The following is a 13,010-nucleotide window of genomic DNA, read 5'->3' as shown; positions in this document are numbered from 1 at the left end:
TTCGTATTGATACAATTTTATGAGATACACGGTGTTTTGGCAAGCGGAAAACCGTGCGTGGTTCAGCCGGGGCGGTACCGGCTAGTCAAGATGAGTCGGTGCGATAATCCGATACACCGAATGACCGGCACGTTTCTTGATCTCTTTGAGGCGTAACTGATGGCGTGGACCAAGGCGAGGTATCAGATGGTTAAGACCGCTCACCACAACGAACCAGTACTCACCACCGGGGCGCAGATGGCGGAGTGGTGCAAGGATGAATTCATGCTCAATCGCGTAGTCACCAATCTTAGCCGGAATATTGGAGACGATCAGGTCATAGGGGCCGGGAGGTGCATCACTCAGCCCAACACTGCCGAGCACGGTCACATTCGGGGTAGCGTTGAGGATGGCATTATGGCGGGCATAACGCACGGCAAGCAAATCTTTATCGACGAGGGTTACATTGGCGTTAGGGAAGCGGCGGGCGAGACAAATACCGATCACCCCACAACCACAGCCAAGATCGAGGATATGCTGTGGTGTGGTCATTGCCGGTTCGATCAATCGCAAGAGCAGATCGGTACCTTCGTCGATTTGAAATGACGAAAAGATTGTATGCCCAACATCAAAAGCGAATTGCTGACCGCGCAACGTATAGGTAATCCGCTTTTTGTAGTAGGGATCGAAAGGAATGTTCTCACTGTTCATCATCGATGCGCGGAGGATTTACCATCCGTTCGTGCTGAATTTGGCGAATAACGTCATTAATATGCAGGCTATAATCAATCGATGTATCTTCGATCAAGTGCAATTCTGGAATAAAGCGCATATGACGCATCTCTTCTGCGACTCGTTTGCGCAGAAAGCCGCGTGCTCGTTGCAAAGCCGCCATCGTTGTTGCCCGTTCTTCTGGAGTACCCATGATCGAAATATACACTTTGGCGTGTTGTAGATCGGCGCTCACCTCGACATTCGTGACCGAAGCGAACCCAACCCGTGGATCCTTCAACTCTGTCTGGATCACTTCGCCGAGAATCCGCTGCATCGTATCAGCGACTTGTTGTAATCGTTGTTTAGCCATAGTTTGCACCCTTCGCGCAGTGGACAGAAACACTCTCGAACCAGATCGGTCTACCGAACAATGGGAAGGTAAATGGTTGTGTATGATGATCTGGTTTCATGACATAGCCGGCAGAAGCGTTAGCGTGTGCGCTTCTGCCGGTAGATAGATCATCGAATGGCGATCACAGGGTGGCTGCTACCTGCTCTTGGCGATAGAACTCGAGCGCATCACCGATTTCAATATCGTTAAAGCCCTCGACGATCAAACCGCACTCATAACCGGCCGTCACCTCGCGCACATCATCTTTAAATCGCTTGAGCGACGAGATCTTGCCGTCGTGGATCACCACGCCGCGCCGCAACACGCGGACATTTTGGCCGGTGCGTGTAATCTTACCGTCGGTGACATACACACCGGCGACTACCTCACGGGTAGGTAAGCGGAAGATATTGCGGACCTCGGCATAGCCCTCGACCACCTCTTTGAAGGTTGGCGCGAGCATACCGGCCATTGCCTTCTTCAAATCATCTTGCAACTGATAGATGATGTTGTAGAAGCGAATATCAATCCCGTGCTGTTCGGCGTGACGGCGGGCTGCCGGGTCTGGCCGAGCGTTAAAGCCGATAATAATCGCATGGCTGGCGAGGGCAAGGTTCACATCACCTTCGGTAATGGCACCGACACCACGGTGAATGATGCGGGTTTGCACCTCGCTCTGCGATTGGTTCAACTGCTCGATCAGATGGGCAATTGCATCGAGTGAGCCTTGGACATCGGCTTTCAAGATCAGGTTCAACTCCTTCACCTGACCCTGTTTCACCTTGCCAAACAGCTCTTCGAGGCTGGTACCGCGCGCGCTCGCTGCCATCGCTTCGGCCCGCTGCTGGCGTTGGCGTTGCAATGCAATCTCGCGTGCCACAACCAGATCGTCCATCACCTGCAAGATGTCACCGGCCTGGGGCACACCTTCCAACCCGATAATTTCCACCGGGGTTGACGGCTCGGCGTGGCGAAGGCGCTTCCCGCTGTCGCTAAACATTGATTTGATCTTGCCGGCGACACAGCCGACCAACACGTTATCTTCGAGGTGGAGGGTACCATTTTGGATCAACACCGTTGCTACTGGGCCACGACTCTTATCGAGTTTGGCCTCGATAATCGTACCAACGGCCGGTGCATTGGGATTTGCGCGCAGATCCTCAAGGTCGGCCACCAACAAGATCATTTCCAGCAACCCGTCAATATTAATTTTCTGTCGAGCTGAAACATGCACACACGGTACGTTACCACCGTACTCTTCGACAATCACGTCCAGTGCGGCCAACTGCTGCTTGATCCGATCGGGATTTGCCGTTGGCAAATCAATCTTATTAATTGCCACGATCATCGGCACACCGGCCGCTTTGACGTGAGCAATGGCTTCTTCGGTTTGCGGCTTGACACCATCATCGGCGGCGACCACCAAGACAACAATATCGGTAACTTGGGCACCGCGCGCGCGCATGGCGGTAAACGCCTCGTGGCCGGGTGTATCGAGGAAGGTAATCTTCCGGTGATTCACCTCGACCTGATACGCACCGATATGCTGGGTGATCCCACCGGCCTCGCCTTCTGCTACCCGTGTCGAGCGAATTGCATCGAGCAACTTTGTCTTTCCGTGGTCAACGTGACCCATAATCGTAACGACGGGTGGACGAGGGCGCATCTCTTCCGGTGGTTGGGATCGGAGCACCTCTTTAATGTCTTCGACGATCCCAACCATTTGTTCAGGCATATTTTCGACCGTTTCAATCCCGAAATCGGTCATGATAAGGGCAGCCGTCTCATAATCGATTTGCTGATTGATATTGGCAATCATGCCCGCTTTGAGCATGGTCTTCAAAATATCGGCAGCGCCAATACCGGTCGCTTCCGACAACTCGCGCACCGTCATGACCGGGGGTAATGCAACCGGTCCGCGCGGACGCACCACCGGGCGGGTAGTCGTCGGGGTGGGCGGACGGCGCAACACGGCTTCGCGTTCGCGTTCACGTTCTTCAGGTTGAGGACGGCCACGGGATTGTTGTGAGCGAGCATTACGGGTATTCGTGCCGCGAGCCGGGGCCGGTGTAGCACCACCGCCGCGCACCAGAGCCGGCGTACTGCCGCCACTTCGCGACGCAGCCGGCGCATTATTACCACGAGCTGGTTGGCCGCCACTCCGGGCATTTGCCGGTGCTGCCGGTCGCGCATTTCCTTGGTTGGTCGGTGTATTGCGTCCACCGGTGGACGACGAACGTCCACCACCGGTTGATTGATTGGCCGGCTGCCGATGAGCACCGGTAGCAGTTGAAGTACGCCCCGTTCCTGTCTGTTGATTGCTTGTGCGATTCGTCGATTGGCCGGTGCTACGCCCGCTACCCGTTCCCGTACCGCCTGTATCTCGTCGTGGCTTGTCACTCATCTTCATCTTCCTTTCTGGAGAGCAGCCCGGCTCAGGGAAGCTCTCGCGTTATCAGGCGCACATACGTCAACGGTGCGTTGCGTAGAATCCACCGGAATCGGCTATTCAGATACCGCTGACGTTGTCGCCTGCAACAATTGTCGAGCCATTTGTTCTATTGCCGCCCGATCATCGAGATGCAGCGTTGAAATCTTCAAAGCCCGTTCAATCGTATGGCGGCGTAAGGCTTGTGTCCAACATTCCGGGTTGTGGCATAAGTAAGCGCCACGGCCGGATCGTTTGCCGGTTGGATCAATCGTTACGCGCCCGTGTGCATCGCGTACCAATCGGATCAGCGCACGTTTCGCATCACTGTGTCGGCACACGATACACGTGCGTTGTGGGATGTGCCGTGGTCGCGGCGTACCGGTTTGAGCTTTGGCCGCCATCGCCTTACTCCTCATCAGGCGCAGTCTGCCCGCCTTCCAACAAGATATAGGAGGCGAACAGGCGGTTATTATAGTAAATAAAGATCTTTTGCGATGTTGCCCGTACCTGTACCATCTGCCCAACCAGATCGTTACCGAGTGGGCCGTAGCGATGACCGCGGTAGCGGATAGTGCCGTCAGCCTGTACGATGCGCTGTTCAACCGGGGCATTGGCCAATTCGGCGGCAATCGCCATCTGTTCGGCCTCGGCTTCAGCGCGGGCCTCAGCCGCGGCCCGTTCCTCTTCGAGCAACGCCGACGCACTCTTAATATCGATCCGCCAACCGGTGAGCTTCGCTGCCAGCCGGACGTTCTGCCCTTCCTTACCGATTGCCAGCGAAAGTTGCTTGTCGGGGACAATCACCAGCGCGGTATGGTCGTGATCGTGGAGATGCACCTCAACCACTTGTGCCGGCGAGAGGGCATTGGCAATGTACTCACGTGGATCCGACGACCACTGCACCACATCGATCTTCTCGCCGTTTAGCTCATTAACAATATTCTGAATGCGGATACCACGCATTCCGACGCACGACCCGACTGGATCGATCCCCTCTTGGCGGGCCGCAACAGCGACTTTCGTGCGCAGGCCAGGTTCACGGGCCACCGACTTAATCTCAACCGACCCGTTGTAGATTTCGGGAACTTCCATCTCGAACAGGCGGTTGATCAGATTCTTGTGCGCGCGCGACGCAATCAGGCGAGGGCCGCGATCATCCTTCTTGACCTCGAGCAGCAATACCTTGAGCCGCTGGCCGTGGTAATAGCGATCGTTTGCTACTTGCTCTTTTGGCGGGATAATGGCCTCGGCCTTACCTATCTCAAGGATCACGTTGCCGCGTGGCCCGTTGTTACGCTGTACCGTCGCCGTCACCAACTCGCCTTCGCGATCTTCAAATTCGTTATAGATATAGCTACGTTCGATCTCTTTAATCCCTTGCAACACCACTTGCTTCGCAGTTTGGGCGGCGATCCGGCCAAAATCACGCGGTGTGCTCTCGACCAGCACCGTCTCGCCGATCTGAACGTCGGGCTTGATTTGGCGCGCACTGTTGAGATCGATCTCAAACCGCTCGTCGTACACTTCATCGACCACTTGCTTCTCAGCGTAGACCCGCGCCATACCGCTGACGGGATCGAGCTTGACCGTCACTTCTACCGCCGGTGGATTGGGGCCGAGTAAGCGCTTGTATGCGCTCACCAATGCCCGTTCCATCACGTCAATGATGGCCTCTTTTGGAATACCGCGTTCGGACGCAATCTGAGTAATTGCCGCGTAAAAATCGCTTTTCATTGCTGTAACTCGCCTGACAATAAGAAAAGTGGGTTTGACCCACTTTCCACCCGAACCACGCAGACTGCTGCGCTAGACCACTGCTCTGGCAGCGGAAGCGGCTTGCTAGCGGTACTCACAGACGGTTCATCGCGCTTCCCTGAACGGCCTGATGAGACTGTCGCCTATTTCGACAGCAGCGAGTGTCAAGCAGGTGGTTGCACCTTCCCACTAGTTGTGCAACCTTACGCCACACGTCAAGTATATCACCTCCAACCGGCTTTTGCAAACCGTTTTTGAACGGATTTTCGAGAAGCCATTCGTTTATCGGTAGTTGTCTATCCGAGCCATCGTTTCATCGTTGCTGATGGTGGGGCGGTGGGTTGAGCCTTGTTGAGTTTCTCGAACATGTGTGCAAAGATTGGCAATGGAGGGCGTTGATCTGTGGTATAATACAGGCTGATGAAACGAGCAAACGAGTGGGCAAAACGCATGCGCCAACCGGTATCGCCGATCGATGCGCTGACGGACGGATTTGCGACTATCCACCGTCAGCCGTTTATTCTGCTGTTCTCGATAGGGTTGAGCGCGTATGTATGGCTAGGTAGCGCGATTACTCTCGCTCTGCCGCCGTACACGGATCAAGGTCTGATCGGTTCGTTCCTTGGGACCTTACACGCCATTGATGCTCGCACATTCTTGGTGCCGACCAACCTGATCCCGATCCTCACGCCTGGCGTTGAGACGATCATACCACCACCGTTGGTGTTATCTGTCGAACAGTATATACTTGCGTTGATCGGCCTGAATCTAGTGGCGCTGGTTGTGAGTAGTGTATTTTTGGCGAGCTTGTATCGTCTGATCCTGATGCGGCCAAGGCCGGTGGCGCAACCGACACTTTTTCATCACAGCCTCGCGATTGCCGTCCGGCTCGCCGGGGTTCTTGGCCTGATCGGGAGTGTGGTCGTACCCCTGCTGATCTGTTCTGGTGTCATTATCTGGTTGATGCCAAGTACATTCTCGCTTGTATATACTGTCTGGATCGGGTTAGGGCTGCTTGGGTTGGTTGTGTTTGGCTTTGCGCCGGAAATGATCGTCTTCCATAATTACGGGCCACTGATGGCGTTACAGGCGAGTTGGCGCTTTGCTCGCCAACGGTGGTTCTCGATTGCAACATTTCTTGCGCTCTGTGCCATTATTGAAATTGGCTTCGCCGGTCTCTGGCACGCCGTTGCCGCTCAACCGGGCTGGCTGGCTCCGGCAATTGTCGGTCAGGCTTACATCGGTAGCGGCCTACGCACTGCACGCCTACAGTTCTATCGGCGATATGCCAACGTGACGGTTAGCTAAACTGGCATACTTTTTGCGTTGCCGATAAAGGAATAGTCCTCATGACAAACGAAACACCGACAACCTACGACGAAAGTCAGATTCAAGTGCTGGAAGGCATGGAAGCCGTCCGCAAGCGCCCCGGTATGTATATTGGTCCTACCGATATTAACGGCCTCCACACGATGGTGCGCGAGGTGGTTGATAACTCGGTCGATGAGGTGATGGCCGGACGGGCGACGAGTGTCAGTGTGACTATTCACCGCGACGGTTCGGTGACGGTGAGTGATGATGGTTCCGGGATTCCGGTTGGTATCCATCCGAAAGAGGGTATCAGCACCCTCACACTAGTCATGACGCGCTTGCACGCCGGCGGTAAATTCGGTAGCGGCGGCTATAAGGTCTCTTCCGGCCTGCACGGCGTTGGTGTTTCGGCAGTCAATGCGCTTTCGTCGTATATGCGGGTCGATGTATATCGTAATGGTCGTCATTACTACCAGGAGTATCGGGCCGGTGTGCCGGTGACGGATGTGATTGATCTGGAACCAACCGATCGCCACGGTACGACGACGCGCTTTTTACCCGATACCTCGATTATTCAGACGCTCGACTACAATTTCGATACGCTCGCCCAACGTTTCCGCGAGATGAGCTATCTCAACAAGGGGTTGCGGTTTAAGTTTGTTGATGAGCGTACCAATCGCGAACTGAACTTTTACTTCGAGGGCGGGATTGTGTCGTATGTCCGCCATCTCAATAAAGATAAGGTTGTGCTCCATCGCCAGCCCTTCTATGTCGAGCGGGTGGTTGATGAGGTGATGGTGGAAGTGGCGTTACAGTATACTGATACGTTTGATACGGATAATGTTTATACTTTTGCAAATAATATCAATAACTCTGACGGTGGTTCGCATTTGTCAGGGTTTCGCACTGCACTAACCCGCGTGATCAATAGTTATGCGCGAGCCAAAGGGCTGTTGAAGGAGAATGAGAGTAATCTTACCGGCGATGATGTGCGTGAGGGATTGACGGCGGTGATCAGTGTGAAGCTGAAAGACCCGCAGTTTTCCTCACAGACCAAAGAGAAGTTGGTTAGCCCGGAAGCAGCCAGTGCAGTGGCGACGGTGTTTGGCGATGCGTTTAGTGCCTGGCTCGATGAGAACCCGGCTGATGCGCGGCGGATTATCGAGAAGGCGATCGCGGCGGCGCGCACTCGTCTCGCCGTACAGAAAGTACGTGAGACGGCGCGCAAGAGCGCGATGGAAGGTTTTTCACTGCCCGGCAAGTTGGCCGATTGTTCAGACCCTAACCCAGCTCGTTGCGAGCTGTATATTGTCGAGGGTGATAGCGCCGGTGGAACGGCTAAGCAGGGTCGTGACCGCCGTTTTCAAGCCATTCTGCCGCTGCGCGGTAAGATTCTGAATGTCGAGAAAAGCCGGCTTGACCGTATGCTGTCAAACGCCGAAGTGCGTGCGCTGATTACTGCTATCGGTACCTCCATCGGTGACCAGTTTGATCTGAGTAAGCTGCGCTATCACCGCATCTTTCTCATGACCGACGCTGATGTTGATGGGAGCCATATTCGTACCCTGTTACTTACCTTTTTCTTCCGCCACATGCGGCCTCTGATTACCAATGGTCATCTCTTTATCGCGCAACCCCCGCTCTATCGGATTAAACACGGGCGTGAGCAGGTCTACACCTATTCCGACGCCGAGCGTGATGCGTATCTCAGCAAATTGCCACCCGGAACCAAAGTTGAGATTCAGCGCTACAAAGGGTTAGGTGAAATGAATGCCGAACAACTGTGGGAGACAACCATGAACCCACAGAACCGAGTGATCTTGCAGGTGACGCTGGAAGATGCCGCGCGCGCTGATGAGACGTTCACGATGTTGATGGGTGATTTGGTGCCACCACGCCGCCGGTTTATCCAGACCCACGCGAATGAGGTGGTGGAGTTGGATATTTAACGGTAGCGTGTAATTCGCAAGGAGTGAGAAGGGGCAGAACCAACGATCTGCCCCTTGTTGTGTGCTATGAGCTATTTCTCCTCTGGCGTTACCGGTGTTGTGATGGGTTGCCGGCTGGAGATACCTTTTCCTTGATGCGCGCCATATAGGGCTGGATGCCATCTTCGCCAGAGCCAGATGAGCAGCCCGACCGGAATGATCCACACTGGTGACCAAATAGCGAGGATCAGCACGATGGTCAAGATGCTCTCGCCAAATGCGCGCAGCAGACCGAACTGTTCAATGACTATCTTCCACGGATCCCAGGTTGGTGTCGGCTCCGGCTTTTCTTCGACCACCGGTACTGGTCTCATGATCACGCTAATTGTTGAGAAATTCGTGTTCTGTTCAAGATAGCGCATGCGACCTTTGATCTGTTCGATCTGCCCTTGAATCTCGGCGAGGCGCTGGTAGAGGAGAAGCGTATCCTCAAGATTTTGTGCGGTTGCGAGGAGCGCTTTGATGCGGTCATGGGTAGCTTCGAGATTGCGAAGTCGTGATTGGAGATCGACGTATTGTTCGGTAACATCTTCACCGTCAACGGTCCGGCTCACAATCTCTTTCGCTAAACCTTCGATCTCGGTGAGTGCCCGTTCAAAGTTCTCAAACGGGACGCGAAACGTGATGTACGACTCACGGGTTTGCTCGCGCCCTTGCGCACGGACGTGCAGGATATATCCGCCAAGGCGATCGGCGATGTCACGCACACGATCCTCTGCTTGATCAACCGATTCGACACGGATATCCAAGGTGGCATTGAGAATAACCATTCTCGAGGCATACAGCAGCGGATTAGTCTCGCCGGTAGGGTTGTCTCTCTCACCAGAAGTACTGTCTGCCACGATCGATCCTGCTTCACCTACTGGCATGCCCGCCACGGCCGATGTTGCTTCACCTGCTGGTACGCCTGCCATTGCTGGTGCGACTCTACCTGCTTGCGCGCTCACTACCTCTTCACTCGTTCGCTGCGTATTGCCGTTAAAGTCAGCCTTCCGCGGCGGCTCCGGACTGCACCCCACCAGTAACAGCATAGCTGTCACCACAACGGTGAATAACCGAACCATACGATAACCTCCTGTAAACCTGAGAATCTGATGAAACAGTGTTATGCACTTGATAAACGCCAGCGGTAAGGAATGAGTTCCCGGTCTGTGGATGCAACTTTCCACGAGAGTGAATGTACATTCTTTTGTCTTGGTAATGGGCCGGATGCATGCCGACGTCTATGAATGTAACTTTTCACGACAGTGAACGTATATAACAACGACAGCATCGGTTGTATGTTGTGATACGTGGAAGGGACACTACATGACAACACCCGATCCGTTCTCGTTACCACCTGTTTCGTCTGCCGAATCACGACGCAGTCCATTGCTCCTGATCATCGGTGGTTTAGTCATTGGTGGACTACTGATCATCATCGGTAGTAGTGTGTTGGTATGGAGTGTGATCAACCAGCGTGGTAGTGCCATTCCTGAACTATTACCGGCTGAAACCCAAATCTACGCTGCGATCACGCCCAACCTGAGCGATCTGCCGAATATTGACCGGATACGACGAGCCTTTCCCGAAACCTTCGACTACCAGAACACCGACCAAACGACCGATTTTTTGCAAGAGCGCTTTGGCGTAACGTTTGCCGATGATATCGCGCCATGGATCGGGGCTGAAGCGGCAATCGCCGTCTATGGCTTGCCCATCGAACGGATCGGCGCAGTAGCCGCTGAGACGGCCAACCCGCTCAATCCGCTAGCTACCCTTAATCCGTTTGAGGACGTCGACTTACGCGACGCCAGTGTACTGTTGATCGCGACAGTTCGTGATGAGCGAGCCGCCCAGGCGTTTCTCGACAAACAGCGCATGTTTCGAGAGGCGCAAGGTGAGCGTTTTACGAACAGCACAACGAATGGGGTGACGATCTACGAAAGTGAGCGTGATGAAACGGCGTTTGCTGCCTTCGCACTGGCCCGCAATATGGTCGTCTTTGCCAACAATGCCACGAGCATCTCGACGCTGATCGAGCAACGTAGCGAGTCTGCTCTGGCCCGTAGCGCACAATTTCAAGCCGTGATCCAGAATTTGCCGACTGACCGGATTGGCACGATCTATCTTGCCGGAGATGGATTGGCTCGTTTTATTGACAGCCTCTTTACATCAGGCTCACTCGATGAGAGTGTGCCAACACTGGCCGATATGCGATCGGCAGCCCAAGCTATGCAAGGGGTCGGCTTCACAATGGCCGTTATCGAGAGCGGGCTGCGCTTCGATGCAGTGACCGTCTTCGATCGCAACCGGCTGAGTGATGCACTGCGCGAGCAACTCGGCAGCCTGCGTCCAACCGTCTCGCCCGAACGAGCCGGTGATGTCAGCAGCACCGCGATCGGTGTATTCAGTTTTGGCATACCGGCTGATTGGGGGCAGCGTCTCCGTAAGCAATTGGAGGCCGAACCTGGAACTGCCAATGCGCTGCGTGATCTCGAAGACAGTCTCAACATCAATCTCGACCGCGACTTGTTTAGCTGGTTTCACGGTGAAGGGGTGATCGCGCTGTTGCCTATCGATAGTGTCGAATTGCCGGTAGGAGGCTACTTCGCGCTGAAGGTTGCCGATCAGTCGGCTGCCGAGCGAGGTATGCAACGGCTTATGGAATTAGCCGAAGATCTTACCGGTATCCGTCTAGGTGCAACCTCGCTGGGGCGCACGCAAGTGCAAGCGTTTGAAGAGGGCGATCTCTTCTTTGGGTACGGCTTTAACGGCAACGATCTGGTGATTGCAGTGGGTCGACCGGCGATGGAAGCTGCCTTTAACGCCGAACAAAAACTGACGAGTGTGACGACCTATGCGAATGGTTTGAAGGCGATGCCCTCTCCCAATGGTGGTGTCCTGTACATTAACCTTACCGCCGCCCGCAGGTGGTTTAACCAGATGCGTAATGTTCCGATTGATTTCGAACTTGAGCAGCGGTTGGCTCCATTCACTGCTATCACGAGCAGTGGCACGGTCGGGATCGATGATCGTGGGTTAATACGTGGTACACTGCTGTTAAGTATTGAACCGCAGTGAGGCAGACAGCGTAAGCGCATGCGCGCTTGTGCTCACGCTGCCTGCTTGTAGACCCCATACCACCGAGTCGGGATAAATCCACATGATCGGTAGAGCCGGTATGCCGGCATGTTACCCTCTTCGACCTCAATCTGAATGCGCTGGTATCCGGCCTCACACAGACGATGAAGTGTAGTCAGCAAGAGTAGCCGACCGTACCCTTGCCCTTGGAGCGCACGGCGCACGCCAAAAGTGGTGATCATAATCCCCTGCTCGCTCCGCAGCAGACGCAGCACTGCTACCGGTGTCCCGGCGACTTCGCCAATGACAAAGCGATGCATCGGATTAGCGATGCGGTCGGTGACAAACGCTGCTACCTCTTCAGCGGGGTCACCGAAAGCATCGGCGATGATCGTAGTGATCGCATTGGAATCACTGGGTTCGGCGAGGCGAGTCTGCCACGTCGCTGGCAGTGGCGGCAATGGCGGAAGCTGGGCGGGGTCGAGTTCGAGTAAGGTTTCGACCAGCACCCGGCGCAACTGTAACGCAGTGGCAAACGGTGCAACCGCTGGCCCGGCTTCATCGGCGATCATCTGCCAACTCCCGTTACGTGCATTAGCCCAGTGCGCAATTTGTGTAACCAGTTGGCGACCGATACCGCGCCGACGCCATGCCGGGTCGACTGCGATGACCGCCTCGATAGCGAAGTAGCCGTACATAACTGCACCGCCAACCACCGTCTCCCCGATCCGCGCTGCGACCAAAGTCGGCGGTGGATCGCCATCGAGCCACACCGGTAAGACAATGCCGTCACTCTGGTTACAACGGTCAAACACGGCAAGGACGGTGGGCCATTCAGTGGCAGTGATGATGGTGATGGTAGCGGTCATGGTGGTTACAGGTGACCCTTTCAGTGGTGGCAATATTTCCTTCCCGATGTAGAACAGCGTGTGTCGGTTGTGATCACAGAGTATACGCTATCTCGGCCCGCATGTAGTCAATGTGCGGCCAACATCTGCAACCGACGAGCGAGCTGCCCATCGGTATGGTACGCGGCGCAATGGGCCAACCACGTCGGTAGTAGGTCGCGCTCGATCCACGAATATCAAGAACGCTAACGCAAAGGCGCAAAAACGCAAAGGCGCAAAAACGCAAAGGCGCAAAAACGCAAAGGCGCAAAAACGCAAAGGCGCAAAGAATATCAAGAACGCTAACGCAAAGGCGCAAAAACGCAAAGGAACGCAAAGGATGGTTAGATTACGATATCCCCTCAGCTTCCTTCGCGCCTTTGCGTGAGAACCCTCAGCGCCTCTGCGTTAGCGTCCTTCGCGCCTTTGCGTGAGAACCCTCAGCGCCTCTGCGTTAGCGTCCTTCGCGCCTTTGCGTGAGAACCCTCAGC

Annotated in this window: 10 protein-coding genes; 3 read left to right on the top strand and 7 right to left on the bottom strand. The window is 54.8% G+C overall.

Features of this window, described 5'->3' with window-relative positions; all coding sequences use genetic code 11:
• Positions 1 to 81: 81 nt before the first annotated feature.
• From AC01ZF_RS15820 to nusA, 5 genes are all read right to left on the bottom strand, one after another.
• Positions 82 to 690: a class I SAM-dependent methyltransferase gene (locus AC01ZF_RS15820; protein ID WP_308446228.1), complete on the bottom strand. Its 609-nt coding sequence runs from the start codon at positions 688 to 690 to the stop codon at positions 82 to 84.
• Entirely contained in the window at positions 680 to 1,063 is a 384-nt protein-coding gene (gene rbfA, locus AC01ZF_RS15815) for a 30S ribosome-binding factor RbfA (RefSeq protein ID WP_424674380.1), read from the bottom strand. Before rbfA ends, AC01ZF_RS15820 begins: the two co-directional genes overlap by 11 nt.
• 163 nt (positions 1,064 to 1,226) lie before the next feature.
• Positions 1,227 to 3,488: a translation initiation factor IF-2 gene (gene infB, locus AC01ZF_RS15810; RefSeq protein WP_476575489.1), complete on the bottom strand. Its 2,262-nt coding sequence runs from the start codon at positions 3,486 to 3,488 to the stop codon at positions 1,227 to 1,229.
• Positions 3,489 to 3,589: 101 nt separating this feature from the next.
• Positions 3,590 to 3,916, bottom strand: a complete 327-nt coding sequence (gene rnpM, locus AC01ZF_RS15805) for an RNase P modulator RnpM (RefSeq protein ID WP_424674378.1) — start codon at positions 3,914 to 3,916, stop codon at positions 3,590 to 3,592.
• A gap of 4 nt (positions 3,917 to 3,920) precedes the next feature.
• Positions 3,921 to 5,249: a transcription termination factor NusA gene (nusA, locus tag AC01ZF_RS15800; protein ID WP_424674377.1), complete on the bottom strand. Its 1,329-nt coding sequence runs from the start codon at positions 5,247 to 5,249 to the stop codon at positions 3,921 to 3,923.
• Between the two features lie 441 nt (positions 5,250 to 5,690).
• On the opposite strand from nusA, the gene AC01ZF_RS15795 reads away from it, so the two are divergent.
• Together AC01ZF_RS15795 and gyrB are read left to right on the top strand one after the other, a co-directional pair.
• On the top strand, positions 5,691 to 6,578 hold the full coding sequence (locus AC01ZF_RS15795) for a hypothetical protein (RefSeq protein WP_428131519.1): 888 nt from the start codon (positions 5,691 to 5,693) through the stop codon (positions 6,576 to 6,578).
• 41 nt (positions 6,579 to 6,619) lie between these two features.
• Entirely contained in the window at positions 6,620 to 8,530 is a 1,911-nt protein-coding gene (gene gyrB / locus AC01ZF_RS15790) for a DNA topoisomerase (ATP-hydrolyzing) subunit B (protein ID WP_424674375.1), read from the top strand.
• 71 nt (positions 8,531 to 8,601) lie between these two features.
• On the opposite strand, the gene AC01ZF_RS15785 is transcribed toward gyrB, so the two are convergent.
• A complete protein-coding gene (locus AC01ZF_RS15785) occupies positions 8,602 to 9,633 on the bottom strand; it encodes a DUF4349 domain-containing protein (RefSeq protein ID WP_424674374.1) in 1,032 nt (343 codons plus the stop codon).
• A gap of 244 nt (positions 9,634 to 9,877) precedes the next feature.
• Between AC01ZF_RS15785 and AC01ZF_RS15780 the strand changes: the two genes are divergently transcribed.
• A complete protein-coding gene (locus tag AC01ZF_RS15780) occupies positions 9,878 to 11,632 on the top strand; it encodes a DUF3352 domain-containing protein (RefSeq protein WP_476575488.1) in 1,755 nt (584 codons plus the stop codon).
• Positions 11,633 to 11,664: 32 nt separating this feature from the next.
• On the opposite strand, the gene AC01ZF_RS15775 is transcribed toward AC01ZF_RS15780, so the two are convergent.
• The gene (locus AC01ZF_RS15775) at positions 11,665 to 12,501 is read right to left on the bottom strand and encodes a GNAT family N-acetyltransferase (RefSeq protein ID WP_424674372.1); all 837 of its coding nucleotides are present in this window, start codon (positions 12,499 to 12,501) and stop codon (positions 11,665 to 11,667) included.
• Positions 12,502 to 13,010: the final 509 nt, after the last annotated feature.

The sequence above is a fragment of the Chloroflexus sp. genome (assembly GCF_056331925.1).
The sequence above is the reverse complement of the archived record's forward strand: the minus strand, read 5'-3'. Positions and strand labels throughout refer to the sequence as shown.

What these genes read in the sequence shown, in the direction of transcription:
- AC01ZF_RS15820 (WP_308446228.1), bottom strand. Translation starts at nt 690, where the DNA reads ATGAACAGTGAGAACATTCCTTTCGATCCCTACTACAAAAAGCGGATT.
- rbfA (WP_424674380.1), bottom strand. Translation starts at nt 1,063, where the DNA reads ATGGCTAAACAACGATTACAACAAGTCGCTGATACGATGCAGCGGATT.
- infB (WP_476575489.1), bottom strand. Translation starts at nt 3,488, where the DNA reads ATGAGTGACAAGCCACGACGAGATACAGGCGGTACGGGAACGGGTAGC.
- rnpM (WP_424674378.1), bottom strand. Translation starts at nt 3,916, where the DNA reads ATGGCGGCCAAAGCTCAAACCGGTACGCCGCGACCACGGCACATCCCA.
- nusA (WP_424674377.1), bottom strand. Translation starts at nt 5,249, where the DNA reads ATGAAAAGCGATTTTTACGCGGCAATTACTCAGATTGCGTCCGAACGC.
- AC01ZF_RS15795 (WP_428131519.1), top strand. Translation starts at nt 5,691, where the DNA reads ATGAAACGAGCAAACGAGTGGGCAAAACGCATGCGCCAACCGGTATCG.
- gyrB (WP_424674375.1), top strand. Translation starts at nt 6,620, where the DNA reads ATGACAAACGAAACACCGACAACCTACGACGAAAGTCAGATTCAAGTG.
- AC01ZF_RS15785 (WP_424674374.1), bottom strand. Translation starts at nt 9,633, where the DNA reads ATGGTTCGGTTATTCACCGTTGTGGTGACAGCTATGCTGTTACTGGTG.
- AC01ZF_RS15780 (WP_476575488.1), top strand. Translation starts at nt 9,878, where the DNA reads ATGACAACACCCGATCCGTTCTCGTTACCACCTGTTTCGTCTGCCGAA.
- AC01ZF_RS15775 (WP_424674372.1), bottom strand. Translation starts at nt 12,501, where the DNA reads ATGACCGCTACCATCACCATCATCACTGCCACTGAATGGCCCACCGTC.